Source organism: Mycolicibacter arupensis (assembly GCF_002086515.1).
GTDB classification, from domain to species: Bacteria; Actinomycetota; Actinomycetes; order Mycobacteriales; family Mycobacteriaceae; genus Mycobacterium; species Mycobacterium arupense.
In genome coordinates, this window is the sequence record NZ_MVHH01000040.1 from 1 (window position 1) to 18,403 (window position 18,403).

General features: G+C 67.9%; 14 protein-coding genes and 1 pseudogene. 8 read left to right on the plus strand and 7 right to left on the minus strand.

All coding sequences use genetic code 11. The features are described 5' to 3' along the window. Positions 1-2,321, plus strand: a pseudogene (locus tag BST15_RS22160) (PE family protein); the annotation flags it as partial. A gap of 143 nt (positions 2,322-2,464) precedes the next feature. Here the strand turns inward: BST15_RS22160 and BST15_RS16005 are convergent. From BST15_RS16005 to BST15_RS16015, 3 genes are read right to left on the minus strand one after another with little or no spacing between them, the layout of a single operon-like run. Then, the gene (locus BST15_RS16005) at positions 2,465-2,953 is read right to left on the minus strand and encodes a nitroreductase family deazaflavin-dependent oxidoreductase (protein ID WP_046191368.1); all 489 of its coding nucleotides are present in this window, start codon (positions 2,951-2,953) and stop codon (positions 2,465-2,467) included. Between the two features lie 9 nt (positions 2,954-2,962). Further along, positions 2,963-3,352, minus strand: a complete 390-nt coding sequence (locus BST15_RS16010) for a DUF8021 domain-containing protein (protein WP_046191369.1) — start codon at positions 3,350-3,352, stop codon at positions 2,963-2,965. After that, a complete protein-coding gene (locus tag BST15_RS16015) occupies positions 3,352-4,503 on the minus strand; it encodes a steroid 3-ketoacyl-CoA thiolase (protein WP_046191370.1) in 1,152 nt (383 codons plus the stop codon). The genes BST15_RS16010 and BST15_RS16015 overlap by 1 nt, the downstream gene beginning before the upstream one ends. Positions 4,504-4,671: 168 nt before the next feature. On the opposite strand from BST15_RS16015, the gene BST15_RS16020 reads away from it, so the two are divergent. The 7 genes from BST15_RS16020 to BST15_RS16050 all read left to right on the plus strand — a co-directional run bounded on the left by BST15_RS16020 (position 4,672) and on the right by BST15_RS16050 (position 11,704). After that, complete coding sequence (locus BST15_RS16020; RefSeq protein WP_046191371.1) at positions 4,672-5,922, plus strand: cytochrome P450; 1,251 nt, start codon at positions 4,672-4,674, stop codon at positions 5,920-5,922. Between the two features lie 36 nt (positions 5,923-5,958). Next, positions 5,959-6,963 (plus strand): acyl-CoA dehydrogenase family protein, encoded by a 1,005-nt coding sequence (locus BST15_RS16025; RefSeq protein WP_083071053.1) that lies wholly within the window; start codon positions 5,959-5,961, stop codon positions 6,961-6,963. Then, positions 6,963-8,126, plus strand: a complete 1,164-nt coding sequence (gene fadE29 / locus BST15_RS16030) for an acyl-CoA dehydrogenase FadE29 (RefSeq protein WP_046191333.1) — start codon at positions 6,963-6,965, stop codon at positions 8,124-8,126. Before BST15_RS16025 ends, fadE29 begins: the two co-directional genes overlap by 1 nt. A 13-nt stretch (positions 8,127-8,139) precedes the next feature. Next, positions 8,140-9,114 carry a bifunctional MaoC family dehydratase N-terminal/OB-fold nucleic acid binding domain-containing protein gene (locus BST15_RS16035; protein WP_046191334.1) on the plus strand — a complete coding sequence of 325 codons (975 nt, stop codon included), beginning with the start codon at positions 8,140-8,142 and terminating at the stop codon, positions 9,112-9,114. Then, positions 9,111-9,512 (plus strand): MaoC family dehydratase, encoded by a 402-nt coding sequence (locus BST15_RS16040; RefSeq protein ID WP_046191335.1) that lies wholly within the window; start codon positions 9,111-9,113, stop codon positions 9,510-9,512. The genes BST15_RS16035 and BST15_RS16040 overlap by 4 nt, the downstream gene beginning before the upstream one ends. Next, a complete protein-coding gene (locus BST15_RS16045) occupies positions 9,512-10,669 on the plus strand; it encodes a lipid-transfer protein (protein ID WP_046191336.1) in 1,158 nt (385 codons plus the stop codon). Before BST15_RS16040 ends, BST15_RS16045 begins: the two co-directional genes overlap by 1 nt. Positions 10,670-10,864: 195 nt before the next feature. Beyond that, the gene (locus BST15_RS16050) at positions 10,865-11,704 is read left to right on the plus strand and encodes a hypothetical protein (RefSeq protein WP_046191337.1); all 840 of its coding nucleotides are present in this window, start codon (positions 10,865-10,867) and stop codon (positions 11,702-11,704) included. Between the two features lie 74 nt (positions 11,705-11,778). On the opposite strand, the gene BST15_RS16055 is transcribed toward BST15_RS16050, so the two are convergent. The 4 genes from BST15_RS16055 to BST15_RS16070 all read right to left on the minus strand — a co-directional run bounded on the left by BST15_RS16055 (position 11,779) and on the right by BST15_RS16070 (position 18,287). Then, on the minus strand, positions 11,779-13,269 hold the full coding sequence (locus BST15_RS16055; protein ID WP_046686424.1) for a PPE family protein: 1,491 nt from the start codon (positions 13,267-13,269) through the stop codon (positions 11,779-11,781). A 78-nt stretch (positions 13,270-13,347) separates the two neighbouring features. Further along, entirely contained in the window at positions 13,348-14,208 is an 861-nt protein-coding gene (locus BST15_RS16060) for a MaoC/PaaZ C-terminal domain-containing protein (RefSeq protein ID WP_046190943.1), read from the minus strand. A 1-nt stretch (position 14,209) separates the two neighbouring features. After that, positions 14,210-15,901, minus strand: a complete 1,692-nt coding sequence (gene kstD / locus BST15_RS16065) for a 3-oxosteroid 1-dehydrogenase (protein WP_198528300.1) — start codon at positions 15,899-15,901, stop codon at positions 14,210-14,212. Between the two features lie 172 nt (positions 15,902-16,073). Next, the gene (locus BST15_RS16070; RefSeq protein ID WP_157861729.1) at positions 16,074-18,287 is read right to left on the minus strand and encodes a TIM-barrel domain-containing protein; all 2,214 of its coding nucleotides are present in this window, start codon (positions 18,285-18,287) and stop codon (positions 16,074-16,076) included. Between the last annotated feature and the right edge of the window lie 116 nt (positions 18,288-18,403).

Below are 18,403 nucleotides of genomic sequence, written 5' to 3' on the forward strand. Positions count from 1 at the left end.
CTGCGGGCTCGGGCGGTAACGCCGGTAACGGTGGTGCCGGTGCGGCGGGTGCCGCCGGTAGTGCGGGCGTCACCGGGGTCAACAGCGGTGCCGGTGGTGCGGGTCAGGACGGCGGCAATGGCGGTAACGCCGGAGTCGGCGGTAAGGCCGGTACCGGTACCGGGGCGGCGACCAGTGGCACCAACGGTGCGGCCGGTGTCGGTGGTGCTGGTGGCAAGGGCGGTGCCGGTGCTGCCGGCACCGACGCCAGCACGTCGGGAAGCCCCAACGGTGGCGCGGGCGGCAACGGTGGCAAGGGCGGCAGTGGCGGCCAGGGCGGCTTGCAGGCCGACGGTTCGACGCGCGCGGCTGACGGCCAGGGTGCCGACGGTGGTACCGGCGGCCGGGGCGGCAACGGCTTCACTCAGGCCGCGGGCAGCGGTGCCACGGGTGGCAACGGTGGCCAGGGCGGCGTCGGTGGTGCCGGCGGTAACCGGGGCGCGGTCGCAGCCAGCGGCGGCGCCGGCGGCCAGGGCGGCAACGCCGGCAACGGCGGCAGCGGCGCGGACGGCAAGGCCGGTGCAGACGCCACCGTGGCCGGTTCCGCCGGTGGTACCGGTGGCGACGCCACCAGTGGCGGCAAGGGCGGCAACGGTGGCGCCGGTGGCGCCGGTGGCGCCAGCGGTACCGCCACCAGCGGCACCGCCAACCAGCACGGGGTCGGTGGCGTCGGTGGTAACGCCGGAAGCGGTGGCAACGCCGGTAACGGTGGTGCCGGCGGTAAGGGCCTCGGTGGCGGCAGTGGGGCGACGGCCGGTGTCGGTGGCGCCGGTGGTTCCGGTGGTAGCCGCGGCGCTGCGGGCACCGCGGGTGCCGGTGGAGACAGCGGCGGCGGCAAGACGGCCGCCAGTGGCGCGGCCGGGGCGGCAGGAACCTCCGGTGGTAACGGCGGCGCCGGCGGCGCCGGCGGCAACGGCACCACTTTGGCCAGTGGCGTCGGCCAGAACGGTGGCGCCGGTGGTAAGGGCGGTGCGGCCGGAGCGCTCGGCAACGGTGGAGTGGGCGGTAACGGCGGCAACGGCGGTACCGGCAACAACGGCACCACCGGCGGCTCCAACGGCCTGGCCGGCGGTAACGGCGGCAACGCCGGTGACGGCGGCAAGGCCGGTGCGGGCGCCAGCGATGTCGGCGGCAACGCCGGTACCGCCGGTAACGGTGGTAACGGTGGCAGTGGCGCCAACGCCACCACGGCCGGCGGCAAGGGCGGCAACGGAGCCGTCGGCGGCAATGCCGGCAACGGCGGGGCCGGTGGCAGCGCAGCCAACGGCAAGGCGGGCACCGACAGTAACGGCGGCGTGGCCGGCAACGGCGGTAACGGCGGCAACGGCGCCCGCGGCACCGACGGGGTGGCGACCACGGAGTACGACGCCACTGCCAGTAACGGAACTGCGGGCGGCGCCGGCGGTACCGGCGCGACCGGCGGTGCCGGTGGTGCTGGGGGCGGAACCACCGGTGCGGGCTCCAACGGCGGCGCGGGCGGTAAGGGCGGCGCCGGTGCCGATGGCGGCAACGGTGGCTACACCACCCATGGTGACGACGGTTACCCGGGCCAGGGGCACAACATCGGCAACGGTGCCAACGGTGGCGTGGGCGGTGCCGGCGGCAACGGCGGCACGGCCGGTGCCGGTACCTCCCTCGGTGCGGCAGGCCGCGCCGGTGACGGTGGCGACGGCGGTGCCGGCGGCAACGGTGGCAGCAGCGGCAACTTCAAGTCGGTGGCCTACTTCGACACCGCCGGAAACTCCTCGGCTAAAACCCCGGTCACCGTTACCGGTGCCGGTGGTGCCGGTGGTGCCGGTGGCACCGGATTCAACGGTGGCGACGGCGGTGCCGGCGGTAACGGTGGCAGCGACCTCTACGCGGCAGGCTCCAACGGCGGCGTCGGTGGCACCGGTGGTGCCGGCGGCAACGGCGTCGGTACCGGTAGCACCGGCGGCGACGGCGGTGCGGGCGGCAAGGGCGGTGACGGCAGCAACATCCGCTGGGGCTGGACCGGCAAGGGCACACCGCCCTCGTCGATCAGCAACGGAACCACCAGTGCCTCCGGCCCGGTCAACAATGTGTCGGGCGGAAAGGGTGGCAACGGCGGCAACGGCGGCACCGGCACGACCAGCGGCGTCGGTGGCAGCGGCGGGTCCGGTGGCGCTGTCAACACCCCGGACCTGCCGACCGGCCCGGGATCCATCGGCGCCAATGCCGGTCAGATCAACGGCGGTGCCGGAGCCACGGGTGGCACCGGGGGCAAGGCCGGCGGCAGCGGAAACAACGGCAACACGCCGTAGGGACCCTGTCGGTCTCAACGACAGAGCCCCGCACACCTGGTGTGTGCGGGGCTCTCTCGTTGACGATCAACCCGGCTGTGTCACTCGCTCAGCGGCGATGACTGCCCTGCCTCGGAACACGCCGAGCGGGCCCTGGATCGGTTTTACGGTTCGCAGATGATGATCGGGATCTCCCGATCGGTCCAGGCGCGGTAGTTGGCGAAGTCGGGGTACATGGCGTCGAGCTTGGGCCAGTAGGCGGCCCGCTCGGCTTCGCTGGCTTCGCGCGCGCGCAACGCCAGCACCTCGCTGCGGATCCGGAAGGACACCTGCGGGTTGGCCTTCAGGTTGAGGTACCACATCGGATTGTTGGCACGCCCGCCCTGGGAGGCCACCAGGATCACCCGGTCGCCTTCGCGTAGGAACAACAGCGGCGACTCCCGCGGTTCACCCGTCTTACGCCCGGTGGTGGTGAGGATGCCGACTTCGGGAACGTCACCGAAGCGCTTGCTGCCCAATCGCCACTTACCGCCCACGCGGCCGCCGGTCGCCTTGTAGGCCCAGGTGTTGGCACGCGACATCCACTTGATCACCGTGCCGGTGGTCGGGGAATCCAGCGCCTTCGGCTTCTCGGGAATCTCTGGCTTGCTCACGAGCTCACTCTAACGGTGGATGAAAGGCCGGATTCCCGCGCGGATGTGGCGGATGACGGCGGTGCCGTCTGGGCTGTCCGCCGGGATCTGAAAGACCTCGTCGACGTGTGAGCAGACTCGGACCCCGAACAGTGACGGTTTGGTGATGATGTCGTAGACCGCACGCACATCGTCGCCGTCGATGCTGTACTCGGGCAACGTGGCCGCCGAGATCAACCGGAACTGCGGGCCGCGGTTGAGGCTGCGGCGCAGATGATTTCCCGAGAAACCGGTCTTGAGTCCGACCTCGATCCGGACGCAGTCCGGGCTGAACGGGACCGCCGAGGCGTCGTGACTGACCAGCGCGTCGATATAGGCCTGGGCCGCCGCTATCCGGTCGGTCTCGGAAACCGGGGCCACTAGATGCGCTCGATGATGGTGCCGGTGGACAGCGCTCCGCCGGCGCACATGGTGATCAGTGCGGTGGACTTGTCGGTGCGCTCGAGCTCGTGCAGCGCCGTGGTGATCAGGCGGCTGCCGGTGGAGCCCACCGGATGGCCCAGGGCGATCGCCCCGCCGTTGACGTTGACGCGGTCCATGTCCGGCTTGTGCACTGCAGCCCAGGACAGCACCACCGAGGCGAACGCCTCGTTGATCTCGACCAGGTCGATGTCGCCCATCTTCATCCCGGCCTTCTCCAGCACCCGTGCGGTGGACTGAACCGGCCCGTCCAGGTGGTAATAGGTCTCCGAGCCCACGTTGGCCTGGCTGATGATCCGGGCCCGAGGCTTCAAGCCCAATGCCTTGGCCTTGTCCTCATCCATCCACAGCACCGCGGCAGCGCCGTCGGAGATCTGCGACGAGGTGCCGGCGGTGTGAATACCGCCCTCAATCACCGGGTTCAGCGACGCGAGGCCCTCGGCCGTGGTGTCACGCAGCCCCTGGTCGCGGCTGACGATGTTCAGCTCGGCGGTGGGTTGCTTGTTCTCATCGATCACCGGGGCCTCGATGGGGGAGATCTCCCGGTCGAACCGGCCTTCGGCCCAGGCCTGCTTGGCCAATTGCTGAGAGCGCAGGCCCAGGGCGTCGACGTCGGCACGGGTGATTCCGCGGCGCTTGGCGATCCGCTCTGCGGCCTCGAACTGATTCGGCAGGTCGATGTCCCAGGACGCCGCACGAGCGCCGCCACCATTGGCCCCCAGCGGAACCCGGCTCATGGCCTCGATGCCGCAGGCGATGCCGATGTCGATGGCGCCGGTCGCGATCAGCCCGGCGATCAGGTGGTTGGCCTGCTGCGCGCTGCCACACTGACAGTCGATGCTCGTCGCGCCCACGTGCTCGGGCAGGCCCGCTACCAACCAGGACTGCCGGGTGACATTGTTGCCCTGCTCGCCGAACTGAGTGACGCAGCCGCCGATGACCTGCTCCACGCTGCCGGCGTCAATGCCTGCCTTGGCGATCAGTGCCTTCTGCACGGCCCCGAGCAGCTCGGTGGCATGCAGGCCGGACAACCAGCCGTTACGTTTGCCAATGGGACTGCGGGTGGCTTCGACGATCACAGGGTTACCCATGCGGCCAGGCTAGAACACGTTTCATTAGTCTGACAAGCGACGATGAGAGACTGCCTTTGATCTGCGGTCGGGCCGTGTTTCAATGGTCGCAATCAGGCACTAGACGGCGTTGTTTCCAGCGCTGTCAGAACCGCGCAGTACTAACTGATGACCGTAGGAGTTAAGAACATGGGTTGTCCCGCCATCCCCAACGACTTCGACTTCCTCGACTCGGAGATGAGCCTCAAGGGCCTCCCGGTCAACGAACTCGCTGAGTTGCGTAAGTCTGAACCGGTGCACTGGGTGGACGTTCCCGGTGGGACCGGCGGCTTCGGCGACAAGGGCTACTGGTTGGTGACCAAGCACAAGGACGTCAAGGACGTCTCGCTGCGCAGCGATGTCTTCTCCAGCGCCATGAACGGCGCGATCCCGGTGTGGCCGCAGGAGATGACCCGCGAGGCCGTCGACCTGCAGCGGGCCGTCCTGCTGAACATGGACGCGCCGCACCACACCCGGCTGCGCAAGATCATCTCGCGAGGCTTCACCCCCCGCGCCCTCTCGCGGCTCGAGGACGAGCTGAAGGCCCGGGCGCAGGCCATCGCCAAGAACGCCGCCGAGTCCAACACCGGAGACTTCGTCGAGCAGGTGTCGTGCGAGCTGCCGCTGCAGGCCATCGCCGAACTGCTCGGCGTCCCCCAGGATGACCGGGACAAGCTGTTCCGCTGGTCCAACGAAATGACCGCCGGCGAAGACCCCGAGTACGCCGACGTCGACCCGGCGATGTCGTCCTTCGAGGTCATCACCTACGCCATGAAGATGGCCGAAGAGCGCGGCGTGAACCCGACCGACGACATCGTGACCAAGCTGATTCAGGCCGACGTCGACGGCGAGAAGCTCAGTGACGACGAGTTCGGCTTCTTCGTCATCATGCTCGCGGTCGCCGGGAATGAGACCAGCCGTAACTCGATCACCCACGGCATGGTGGCGTTCTCGCAGAACCCGGACCAGTGGGAGCTCTACAAGCGGGAGCGGCCGACCACGGCCGTCGACGAGATCATCCGTTGGGCCACCCCGGTTTCGGCATTCCAGCGGACCGCAAGCCAGGACACCGAGATCTCCGGAGTGAAGATCAAGGCCGGCGACCGGGTCGTGATGTCCTACCGCTCGGCGAACTTCGACGAAGAGGTGTTCGACGACCCGTTCACCTTCAACATCCTGCGCGACCCGAACCCGCACGTCGGATTCGGCGGCACCGGTGCCCACTACTGCATCGGCGCCAACCTGGCCCGCCTGACCATCAACCTGATCTTCAACGCGGTCGCCGACCACATGCCGGACCTCAAGCCGATGGGCGAGCCGGAGCGGCTGAAGTCCGGCTGGCTCAACGGCATCAAGCACTGGCCGGTGGACTACTCGGGTAGTTGCCCGGTCGCCCACTGAGCTGACGGACGGTCTAACGAATCAAGGAGGATTCGGGTGGATTTCACACCGAACCCGGAGCAGCAGGCTGTCGCCGATGTGGTGACCTCCGTTCTGGACCGCGACAACAGCTGGGAGGCGCTCGTCGCCGGCGGTGTCGCGGCGCTGGGCGTGCCGGAGCGGCTCGGTGGCGACGGCCAGAGCCTCGCGGAGCTGGCCACCGCACTGACTGAAATCGGTCGGCACGGCACCGTCGGCCCGGCTCTTGCGACGCTGGGCCTGGGCCTGGTTCCGCTGCTGGAGCTGGCCTCGCCGGCCCAGCAGGACCGGTATCTGGCAGAGGTCCCCGCCGGCGCCGTGCTCTCGGCGGCCCTGAACGAGCCCGGGCAGCAGTTGCCGGCACATCCCCGGACCAGCTATGCCGACGGCAAGCTCAACGGCACCAAGACCGGTGTTGCCTACGCCGAGACGGCGAAATGGCTGATCGTCACCGCGGACAAGGCGGTGGTGGTCGTCTCGCCGACCGCCGAGGGTGTCAGCGTCACCGCGACACCGACGTCCAACGGATCCGACGAGTACGTGGTGACGTTCACCGATGTCTCGGTCGAGCAGGCCGACGTACTCGAGGGCGCCACCGCGCAGCGGATCAACCAGCTGGCACTGGCAGCCACCGGGGCGTTTGCGTCCGGGCTGGTCGCTGGAGCGTTGCGGCTGACCGCCGACTATGTGGCGACCCGCGAACAGTTCGGCCGCCCGCTGTCGACGTTTCAGACCGTGGCCGCGCAGCTGTCGGAGGTCTACATCGCGTCGCGGACCATCGCCCTGCTGGCCACCTCCGCGGTGTGGCGGCTGGCCGAAGGGCTGGACGCCGACGACGACCTCGGAATTCTCGGCTACTGGCTCACGTCGCAGGCTGCACCGGCCATGCGACTCTGCCACCACCTGCACGGCGGCATGGGCATGGACATCACCTACCCGATGGACCGCTACTACTCCTCGATCAAAGACTTGACTCGGCTCTTGGGCGGTCCGACGTACCGCCTCGATTTGGTGGGAGCGTAATGTTCATCGACCTGACGCCCGAGCAGCGGGCGCTGCAAGCCGAACTCCGCGAGTACTTCTCGACGCTGATCACGCCCGAAGAAGCCGAGGCGATGGAGTCCGACCGCCACAACGAGGCCTACCGCACCGTGATCAAGCGGATGGGCAGTGACGGCAAACTGGGGGTCGGCTGGCCCAAGGAGTACGGCGGCCTGGGATTCGGCCCGGTCGAGCAGCAGATCTTCATCAACGAGGCCAACCGGGCCGACATCCCGTTGCCGATGGTCACCCTGCAGACCGTGGGTCCCACCCTGCAGGCGCTGGGAACCGAAGAACAGAAGAAGAAGTTCCTGCCCGGAATCCTCTCCGGCGACATCCATTTCGCCATCGGCTACTCCGAGCCCGATGCCGGCACCGACCTTGCCTCGCTGCGCACAACGGCGGTCAAGCATGGCGACGAGTACATCGTCAACGGTCAGAAGATGTGGACCACCGGGGCTCACGACGCGGACTACATCTGGCTGGCGTGCCGAACCGACCCCACCGCCGCCAAACACAAGGGCATCTCGATCCTGATCGTCGACACCAAGGATCCGGGCTATTCCTGGACGCCGATCATTCTCTCCGACGGCGCCCACCACACCAACGCGTCGTACTACAACGACGTTCACGTTCCCGCGGACATGCTGGTGGGTGAGGAGAACGGCGGCTGGAAGCTCATCACCACTCAGCTCAACCACGAGCGGGTCGGTCTGGGCCCCGCCGGCCGCGTCGCCGGCATCTACGACCAGGTCCACGCGTGGGCGTCCAAGCCCGGCTCGGACGGGGTCACGCCGATCGACCACGACGATGTCAAACATCTTCTGGCGCAGATCAAGTCGATCTGGCGTATCAATGAGCTGCTCAACTGGCAGGTGGCGGCCTCCGGTGAGAACATCGCCGTCGCCGACGCCGCGGCCACCAAGGTGTTCTCCACCGAGCGGATCCAGGAAGTCAATCGCCTTGCCGAGGAGATCGTCGGCCGCTTCGGCAACCCCGCGGACCCCGAGACCGCCGAAGTCCTCGTCTGGCTGGACAAGATGGCCAAGCGCAACCTGGTGATCACCTTCGGTGGCGGCGTCAACGAGGTGATGCGCGAGATGATCGCCGCTTCGGGGTTGAAGGTCCCGCGAGTGTCACGATGAGTCGAGGAGACAAATGACCGACCTCTCCGCCGGGATCGAGCAGATCCTGGCCGCTGGCCGCAGCGAGCCCCGAACTGGGCGGGATCCGGTGAACCAACCGATGATTCGTCATTGGGTGGACGCCATTGGCGACGACAATCCGATCTACATCGACGAGGCGGCCGCGCGGGCGGCCGGGCACCCCGGCATTGTGGCGCCGCCGGCGATGATCCAGGTCTGGACGATGATGGGCCTGGGCGGACAGCGGCCCGCCGACGACCCGCTCGGCAAGATCATGGAACTGTTCGACGGCGCCGGATATGTCGGAGTGGTGGCCACCAACTGTGAGCAGACCTACCACCGGTACCTGCGCCCGGGCGAAGAGGTCAGTGTCACCGCCGAGGTGACCGACATCGTGGGGCCCAAGAAGACCGGCCTGGGTGAGGGGTACTTCATCACCCAGAAGATCCGCTGGTGGGTAGGCGAAGAGAATGTCGCCGACATGATCTGGCGCATCCTCAAGTTTCTGCCCGCCGACAAGGCCGGTCAGGAATCCGCGCCAGCCGCAACGCCCGAAGACCTTGACCCCGACAAGATGATGCGGCCGTCCTGGTCGCGCGACTCCCAGTATTTCTGGGAGGGCGTTGCCGCGCACGAGCTGCGGCTTCAGCTTCGCCCGGACGGCAGCCTGCAGCACCCGCCGGTGCCTGCGGTGTGGAAGGACAAGACCGAGACCACCGACTACCTCGTCGCCAGCGGCAGGGGAACGGTGTTCAGCTACGTGGTGCACCACGCACCCAAGGTTCCCGGCCGCAGCCTGCCGTTCGTGATCGCGCTGGTCGAACTCGAGGAAGGCGTGCGGATGCTCGGTGAGCTGCGCGGCGTCGATGCGGCCGCGGTGAAGATCGGCATGCCGGTTCGCGCAACCTATCTCGATTTTCCAGCCAGTGACGCCGGTCCGGCGTGGACGCTGTACGCATGGGAGCCGGCGGAAGGAGACGGGGCATGAGCGCTCCGACTGTCGAGGTGGGCACCAAGCTGCCCGAGCTCAAGATCTACGGTGACCCGACATTCATCGTGTCCACGGCTATCGCCACTCGCGACTACCAGGACGTGCACCACGATCGGGACAAGGCGCAGGCCAAGGGGTCCAAGGACATCTTCGTCAACATCCTGACCGACACCGGGCTGGTGCAGCGCTACATCACCGACTGGGCCGGGTCCGACGCGGTGGTCCGTTCGATCGGGCTGCGTCTGGGTGTGCCGTGGTACGCCTATGACACCGTCACGTTCTCCGGTGAGGTGACCGCGGTGGACGAGGGCCTTGTCACCGTGAAGGTCGTGGGCAACAACAGTCTTGGTGATCACGTCATCGCCACCGCCACACTGACCCTCGGGGAGGCCTGATGTTGTCCGGTAAGGCGGCTATCGCCGGAATCGGCGCGACCGACTTCTCCAAGGAATCCGGGCGCAGTGAGCTGCGGCTGGCCGCAGAGGCCGTACTGGATGCGCTCGACGACGCGGGCCTGAAGCCCGCGGACGTCGACGGCCTGGTCACGTTCACCATGGACTCCAACCTGGAGACCGCGGTCGCGCGGGCCACCGGGATCGGTGAGCTGAAGTTCTTCTCGCAGATCGGTTATGGCGGCGGTGCCGCCGCGGCTACCGTGCAGCAGGCCGCCCTGGCGGTGGCCACCGGGGTCGCTGAAGTGGTGGTGGCGTACCGCGCCTTCAATGAGCGCTCGGAGTTTCGGTTCGGCCAGGTGATGACGGGGCTGACCGTCAACGCTGACTCTCGCGGCGTGGAGTACAGCTGGTCCTATCCGCATGGGCTGAGCACACCGGCGGCGTCGGTGGCGATGATCGCGCAGCGCTACATGCACGAATACGGTGCCACCAGTGCCGATTTCGGTGTGGTGTCGGTGGCCGACCGCAAGCATGCGGCGACCAACCCGAAGGCGCACTTCTACGGCAAGCCCATCACCATCGAGGACCACCAGAACTCGCGGTGGATCGCCGAGCCGTTGCGTCTGCTCGACTGCTGCCAGGAGACCGACGGTGGGGTGGCGATCGTCGTCACCACACCGGAGCGGGCCCGCGACCTCAAGCATCGGCCGGCGATCATCGAGGCGGCCGCCCAGGGCGCCGGGGCCGACCAGTTCACCATGTACTCCTACTACCGGGAGGAGCTCGGGCTGCCCGAGATGGGACTGGTGGGCAAGCAGTTGTGGTCGCAGTCGGGACTGACTCCCGCCGACATCCAAACCGCGGTGCTCTACGACCACTTCACCCCCTACACGCTGATCCAGCTGGAGGAGTTGGGATTTTGCGGTAAGGGCGAAGCCAAGGACTTCATCGCCGGCGGGGCCATCGAACTCGGTGGCCGGCTGCCCATCAACACCCACGGCGGGCAGCTGGGCGAGGCCTACGTGCATGGCATGAACGGCATCGCCGAGGGCGTGCGTCAGCTGCGCGGTACGTCGGTCAATCAGGTCGACGGGGTCGAGCACGTGCTGGTGACCGCGGGAACCGGAGTTCCCACGTCGGGTCTGATTCTGGGCTGAGCCCCTCGCCCCCTCGCCCTCGCCCCCTCGCGCCTTCGCGCCTTCGCGCCTTCGCGCCGAACGTGAAGTTGGCTTGACGTTCGGCGGTCGATCGTGAAGCCAACTTCACGGTGGGCGGGGTGTGAATGCGACAGGGTGTGGATAGATCAGCGGAGTGAAGTGACGGCCGGCGAAGCCGGGTGAGACGCTGCCGTCGTGGCGGACCCGTTCATCGGCAGTGAGGCGCTTGAGGCTGGACTGGTCACACCGGGGCGATTGATCACGGGTCACGCCAGGGTGTTTCGCGATGTTTACCTACACAGGGATATCGAGGTCACCGCGGTCGACCGGGCGAGAGCGGGGTGGCTCTGGTCCAAGCGGCAAGGTGTGGTCGCAGGCTTCTCGGCGTCGGCCCTGCACGGCAGTGAATGGGTAGGCGCCGACAGGCCCGCCGAACTCATCCACGGTAATCGGCATCGCGTGCCCGGGTTGCTCATTCGTGGCGACGCCTTGCGCCGCGATGAGATCCAGGAGATCGGCGGGGTGCCTGTCACCACGCCGGCGCGCACCGCCGTGGACCTGGCGTGCTGGTATCGGACAGTCGAGGCGGTTGCGGGCCTGGATGCTCTGGCTCGCGCCGCCGAGTTCACAGACGTTGATGTTCAACGGATTGTGGAACGTTGCGGTGGGCGACGCGGCATCGTGCGCGCGCGGGAGTCGCTGGGCCTGGTCGACGCCGGTGCGGAGTCGCCGAAGGAGAGCTGGCTGCGGGTCATCCTGATCCGGGCCGGATTGCCTCCGCCGGTCACCCAGATCCCGGTGTATGACAGCTATTGGCGGCCGTTCGCAGTTCTGGACATGGGTTGGCTGGAGGCGAAGGTCGCTGCGGAGTATGACGGTGGCACGCATCGGACGGACCCCATCCGCTGGCGCAGGGATGCGAAGCGTCATGAGCGACTCCAGCGCTGCGGCTGGATCGTCGTCCGGGTGTTGGCCGGTGACCGCGAAGGTGACGTGATCCGCCGGGTGCGTTCCGCCCTTGCCCGCCGAGCGTGAAGGTGGCTTCACTCTGGAGGGTCGGGTGTGAAGGTGGCTTCACGCTCGGCGGGAGGGGAGAGAGACCGCGGCGCTCAACCGTTGGTGGGTTCGGTCCAACTCTCGGGCAGCAGCGGCAGGGTCGGACCATCGCCGAGACCGCTGCCGGCCAGCGTGGCCAATCCTGTTGCGGGCAAACTGGTTTTGGCGTGCTTCGCGGCCAAGCCGAGACTCCCGGCACTGTGGTGCGATGCCCGAGTGACGGGAACCTCGGGTGCGCTGTCGGCATACACATAGACGTACTCGTCCGCGTGGCCGCGAGCGGCTCGGCGTCGCCGGGCCCGCGTCCGATCCCGGGCGGTCTGGGCTGCGGCGGCGGCCTCGGCGGCCGCTTCAGGAGTCGACGCCTTGTTCGCGGCGCGGCGGCGTGTGACGGCGGCGATCTGCCCGGTGGCTCCAGGAGGGCCGATCACGTAAGGCGGGAAGAATGCCGGACTACTGGGCGCTGGCGGAGCCGCGGGCGGTGCCGCAGCCGGCGCCGCGCTGGTGGTCGGCACTGACGCGGACGAGGGTGTAGCGGGTGCGGCGGAGCTGGGAGCCGGCGGGGTCGCCGAGGACGTTCCCGCCGTGGGCAAGGCAAGGGTGACGGGTTCTGGGGCGGCGGTCAGGGCCGGTGCCGGCGATATACCGGCCAGGCCGGCCAGACCCGCGGCCCAGCCCAGATTCCCGATGGCCACGACCAGGGCCGGCTGGATCAGCGCGGGCGCGAACTGATTGAGCGTTGCGGCGATCTGCGCGGCGTGGAACGTCAGATCGGCGACGATCCACGACAGGTCGCTCATGAATGCGCCCGGATTGGTCATGAGGTCGTTCAGCAGGACTTCGGCGTAGTATCCCAACTCGCCCAGCACCGCCCGCCACCATGCCGGGTCGGTGGGGTCCAGTCCCTCGCTGGGGTGCTCGTGGTCGTGGTCGTCACCGCCGTGGTCGTGGTCGTGGTCGTGGTCGTGATCATCGTGATCGTCGTCGTCATGGTCGTGCTCATCGTGCGTCACGATGGCGGGTGCCATGGTGTCCTGCGGAGTCGATGCCAGTGCCGCGCCCGCGACCGCCTCGTAGGTGGTCATCGCCGTCGCGGCCTGGACCCACATGCGCACGTAGTCGGCTTCGTTGACGGCGATGGGAATGGTGTTGATGCCAAAGAAGTTGGTGGCGACCAACACGCCGTGGATGGCGTGGTTGGCGGCCAGCTCGGGCAGCGTCGGCATCGCCGCCAACGCGCTGATGTAGGCCGCAGCCGCCATCTCGTGCTGGGCGGCATGGGCGGCGGCGTCCGCGCTGGCCTTCGCCAGCCACGCCAGGTAGGGCAGGTGCGCAACCAGATAGCTCTCGGCGCTGGGCCCCTGCCACGCGGTGGCTTCAGTGGCGGCCAGCAACTCCCGCAGGGCTTCGGCGATCGCGGTGTATTCCGCGCTCAGTGACGACCATGCGCCGGCCGCCGAGAGCAGTGGGCCTGCTCCGGGGCCACTGCTCAGTGCCGCCGAATGTACCTCGGGGGGCGAGGCCATCCACACCGGCGCGGTCATAGCGCACACCATATCGAAGATGAAAGTCATTTTCAATTAGGTGTCGCCGCGGGCGACCGGTGCAGTCTCCGGGGCGAACTATGCCGAGACGAGCTCCACATCATTGAGAATGGCGGCGTCCTCGCGCGACGGTGCCACCACGTTGCCCACGAGCTTGCCGTCTTGCTTCCACAGTCGTGCCCGCAGGGTCTCGCCCGGGAAGACCACCCCGGCGAACCGAGCGCCGAACGAGCGCACCGCGCCGGCGTCACCGTCCAGTGCGGCGTCCACGGCCGCCTTGCCGGTCATGCCATAGGTGCACAACCCATGCAGGATGGGCCGGTCGAAGCCTGCGGCCGCGGCAAACGCCGGATCTGAATGCAGCGGATTACGGTCGCCGCAGAGCCGGTACAGCAGTGCCTGCTGTGGCGACACCGGAATGTCGATCTCGAAATCGGGCGTCCGCTCGGGCAATTCGCTGGCGGTCGACGGCCCCCGTTCGCCGCCGAAGCCGCCTTCGCCGCGGGCGAAGATGGACCGGTGCTGGGTCCACAGCGGCGTGCCGTCGGTGCTGGTCACCGAGGTCTCCAAGACCACCACCGCGGCCTTGCCCTTGTCCCAGACCTCGACGATCCGACTGATGGCTCGGGCGCTGCCCGACGGCGGCAGCGGCGCGGGCACGGTGACCTTCTCCGAGGCGTGCAGGATCTTGGCCAGGTCTATCTCGATGCCCGGCCAGCTGACCTTGGGCGGGTTGACCTCGTTGAACGAGGCCGCGACGCAGCCGAAGGTCGGGAGCACCTGCGGGTTGCCGTCGACGACGTAGCTCAGCTCGCGCGGGTCCATCGGATCCGAACCGGCGCCTAGCGCCAGGTTGTACAGCTGAACATTCGTCGATGTCCAGGAGAATTCGGTGGCACCGAACTCCGCGCCCAGGGCGGCATTCAGGTCGATCGGCATGTCAGGCCTTCCCCGCGATGTCGAGTGCGGCCAGGTAGCCGAAGGTCATGGCCGGTCCGATGGTGCCACCGGGGCCGGGATAGGTGTGACCCATCACGGGGGCGCTGACGTTGCCCGCCGCATACAGTCCGGCGATGACGCTGCCGTCGTCGCGCAGCGCCCGGCCGTTCACGTCGGTGCGGATTCCGCCCTTGGTGCCCAAGTCGCCCGGAACCATCTTGGCCGCGTAGAACGGGCCCTGGGCGATCTGCCCCAGGTTGGGGTTCGGCTTGTTGGTCGGGTCGCCGTAGTAGCGGTCATAGGCGCTCTCGCCGCGGTGGAAGTCCTCATCCACACCGGCGCGGGCGAATTCGTTGAATCGCTCGACGGTCGCGGTCAGCGCGGCCACCGGCACGCCGGTCTTGGTGGCCAGCTCGTCCAAGGTGTCCGCGGACACGATCACGCCGGACTCCAGCCATTTCTTCGGAATCCGTTGTCCCGGCTGCAAACCGGCGAAGATGTAGTTGTTGCGGTAGCGCTGATCGAAGATCAGCCAGGCCGGGATGTTCTCACCAGGACCGGGGCCCTGGCCGAATTCGCCGCCATACATGTGGTGGCAGGCCTCGACGTAGGGCATCGACTCGTTCATGAACCGCTTGCCGGCCATGTTCACGATGATCGACCCGGGGGAGTTGCGCTCCGAGAGCGCGAACCACGGCGACCCGGGCAGCGGCACCGTCGGCCCCCACCAGGAGTCCTCCATGATGTCCAGGGCGGCACCGAGCTTCTCGCCGGCCAGGATGCCCTCGCCGGTGTTGGCCTTGGCGCCCACGGTCCACTCGGTGGTGATCGGGGCGCGCTGGTACTTCACCCGCATCTGTTCGTTGTGCTCGAATCCGCCACTGCCGAGGATGACACCGCGCCGCGCGCGGATCAGCCGGGGCTCGCTCGACTCGGAGTCGCCGGTACCGCGAACGTAGACGCCGCGGACCACGCCGTCCTCGACGTAGAGATCGGTGAGCGCGGTGTTGAGCTCAACGGGCACCCCGGCGTCGCGCAGGCCGATGCGCAGGGGGGCGATAAGGGCCCGCCCCATGCCGACCAGGTTCTTGCCGGTGGCCTGCGCCCACATGGTGCGGGCGCCGACCTTCAGGCTGCGCAGCACACCGCGCGGGTGCCGCTTGAGTTGGTTGAGCCGGACATAGTCCTGCTGCATGACCACCACGTTCAACGGCACCTTGCCGTAGGCGGGCTCCAGGCCGTTCATGTCGGCGCCCAGCTTCTTGGCGTTGAACGGCTTGGGCTCGATGGAGCGTCCGGTGGGCTTGCCGCCGGGCTGCTCGGGGTAGTAGTCGGCGTAGCCGGGGACCCAGCACATCTTCAGCGGCGAGTGCTTCAGCACGAACGACAACATCTCCGGCCCGCGCTGCAGGTAGGTGTCGATCTTCTCGGCCGGAACCACGTCGCCGACGATGGTGTGCAGATAGGTGCGTGCGGCGTGGATGTCGTCTTTGACACCGGCGCGCTGCAGCACCTCGTTGTTGGGGATCCAGACGCCGCCACCGGAGCGTGCGGTCGAGCCGCCGTAGTGCGCGGCTTTCTCGATGACGATGGTGGACAGTCCCTGGTGGGCGGCGGTGAGGGCGGCGACCATCCCGGCGCCGCCGCTTCCGACCACGACGACGTCGTACTCCTGTTTGGCCATGTAGAACACGTTATAGAATTGCCCCGGCCGGACGCCAGTTGGGCCGGACGAACTTCGGGACCGGTCTGCGCACGGCATCTCTCTACCCTGCGAGTAATCCGGTGGTTCCGGCCTGGGTGCGGTGGTCCCCCGAATTAGTAGAACGTGTTGTAGTTACACACACGGTTCTTGCGCTCGGTGATCAGAACCCCGCGGCCGTGCAGCGGGCGAAGTACGGCAGGCTCGCCAGGGGCGCGGACACCGTAGCCTCCGACGGCCCGTTGTAGCTGCCGCCGCCGTCTTGGCGGTTCCAGCATCCGGGCGGGAAGTACACCTTTCGCGAGGTGGCGCCCTGGGTGACGACAGGGGCGACCAGGACATCGGGGCCGATCATCCATTCCTGGTCGGCTGCCCAGGCCTGCGGATCATCGGGCGCGGCCAGCCACACCGGCCGCGAGAGCGGCACGCCGGTGCCGGCCGCGGTGGCCCAGGTGGCGGAGATCAGCGGGATGGCCCGCTTGCGCAGTTCGGCCAGCTGCCGGAAGTTGTCCAGCGTCTCCTGGTCGTAGTCCCACGGCATGTGGGTGCCGGAGTGGGCCCCGTGGACCCGCATGATCGGGGACAGCGCGGCCATCTGCGACCACCGCATGAACAGCTCCTTGGGCGTGGGGCCGGCCAGCAGGTCCTGGTATCCGCCGATGTCGGTGCCATAGCCATAGGCGCCGGCCAGGCCCCGGTTGAGCATGTCCGGGGTCAACGCGCCGAGCCCGGACGCTACCGAGAAATCGGTGCTCTCGTCGCCCGGGAAATTGCCGCCTTCATAGCCGGTCGACCCGGTATACCCTGCGCGGTTGTAGAACCAGATGTGCCGGCCCGGATGTGATTGCTCGAAGGACTCCACCGCTTCGCGTACGGCCTGCTGGTAGATCGCAGGGTAGGCGTTGTGCATGGTGGCCCCGGTCTGACCGTTGGCGAAGTGCATGTCGGGCAGGGTCTGCTCGCCGAAGTCGCTCATGAACCCGTCCGCTCCGGTTTCGAGCTGTTCGATCACCGTGTGCTGATACCAGGCCTTTGCGGCGGGGTTGGTGAAGTCGATGACGGCGGCCTGTCCGCCGAGCGCCTGGTTGGGGGAGCCGACGATGTAGGGCTTGCCATTGGCATGGGTTGCCACGTAGTTGTTGGCCACCGCGTACCGGTAGTCCTCCGGGGAAGTGTTGCGCAGCGGATCCATGCTGACGAAGCTGCGGGTGTAGAGCAGCACGTGAATACCGTGCTCGCCGAAATCCCTGATGAGTTGACGCAGGACCGCCGGGTCCAGGGTCATCCAGGCCTCGGGGCGGTAGGCGGTGATCGGCAGGTTGTAGGCGACGATCTTGGCCAGGTCGCTGCGCACGACCTCGGCGTAGTCCGCTCCGGTCTGGCCGGTGACGATGCGGCGGTCCAACTGCGTGCCCAGCGCCCATGCCGGCGGGACGCGATGTCGGCCGTTGGCGGCGCTGAGCGCACTGATCACCTGTCCCGGGTCACCGATCGCGACCTCGTAGTCCAAGTGGGCGGCGGCGACGTTGACATGCCAGGCATCGGGGCGATCGGAGTCCAGATGCCAGTCGGCCAGCTCGGTCTGGCCCAGCACGAAGCCGTAGCCCGCGGTGGAGGTGAACTGTGGCTGCACGTAGTAGGCGGCCCGAGGACCGCCGGGGAACAGATAGTGCGGGCCGCCGGAGCTGGCCATCAGGACATTGAATACCGGTGCCAAGGGTCCGGCGCCGACGTTGGCCTCCTGCACCCAGTTGGTGAATCTGCCCCCACGCTGATCCAGTCCGTTGTGCAGGCCGCCGAAGCCGGCGAATCGCTCGCCGGCCGGCGACGCGAAACTGTCTCCCATCGAGACGATGCCCGCCGTGCTGCTGGGGATGACCGACACCCGTAGCCGGCCGGAGTCCTCGCTGAGCGTCACTCCCAGCGTGCGACCTGACGGGTCGTCGGTGCTCAGCGTCAGCTCCAGGCCCTGCGGCACGGGGCGAGTGGAAAGCACACCGGTGGCCCCGTACTGGATTCCGCAGCTGGAGGCCTCCCACAGGTCGCCCACCCACAACGGGCTGATCAGAAACGGCGTCGTCGAGGACGTGCCCACGGTGAACGTGAAGGGTGTGTAGCGGGTGGGAAACAGCCACTCGGAGGGGGTTACACCCAGAGGCTTCTGGACTTCGTTTTTGACCAGCCGTGGTCCACCGTTGCTGGGCACCTGCGTCAACACCGGTTGCCCTGCGGAGTTGAGCACTTGCATCGCAAACGGGGTCTGGTTGACGCGCACGGTGAATCCGGGACCGGCGTAGCTCAGCTCGCCGGGGTCCGGGAGTGCCGTGCTGGGTGGGATGACTGCGATTGCTGCAGCGGCGAGGCCGATACTGGTCACAACGGCCCTCAGCCGCATCGCGCCTCCACGGGTTTCACAAAGTGGACGGTTGTCCGATCAGTTGTTTCACCGGCAGATCCTGGCGGCTGAAGATCACGTTGGCGTCGCTGCGGTAC

Bases quoted from the DNA above. Each gene is read 5' to 3' on its own strand.
- BST15_RS16015 (WP_046191370.1), bottom strand. From the start codon at position 4,503: ATGGGTAACCCTGTGATCGTCGAAGCCACCCGCAGTCCCATTGGCAAA.
- BST15_RS16020 (WP_046191371.1), top strand. From the start codon at position 4,672: ATGGGTTGTCCCGCCATCCCCAACGACTTCGACTTCCTCGACTCGGAG.
- fadE29 (WP_046191333.1), top strand. From the start codon at position 6,963: ATGTTCATCGACCTGACGCCCGAGCAGCGGGCGCTGCAAGCCGAACTC.
- BST15_RS16035 (WP_046191334.1), top strand. From the start codon at position 8,140: ATGACCGACCTCTCCGCCGGGATCGAGCAGATCCTGGCCGCTGGCCGC.
- BST15_RS16040 (WP_046191335.1), top strand. From the start codon at position 9,111: ATGAGCGCTCCGACTGTCGAGGTGGGCACCAAGCTGCCCGAGCTCAAG.
- BST15_RS16045 (WP_046191336.1), top strand. From the start codon at position 9,512: ATGTTGTCCGGTAAGGCGGCTATCGCCGGAATCGGCGCGACCGACTTC.
- BST15_RS16055 (WP_046686424.1), bottom strand. From the start codon at position 13,269: ATGACCGCGCCGGTGTGGATGGCCTCGCCCCCCGAGGTACATTCGGCG.
- BST15_RS16060 (WP_046190943.1), bottom strand. From the start codon at position 14,208: ATGCCGATCGACCTGAATGCCGCCCTGGGCGCGGAGTTCGGTGCCACC.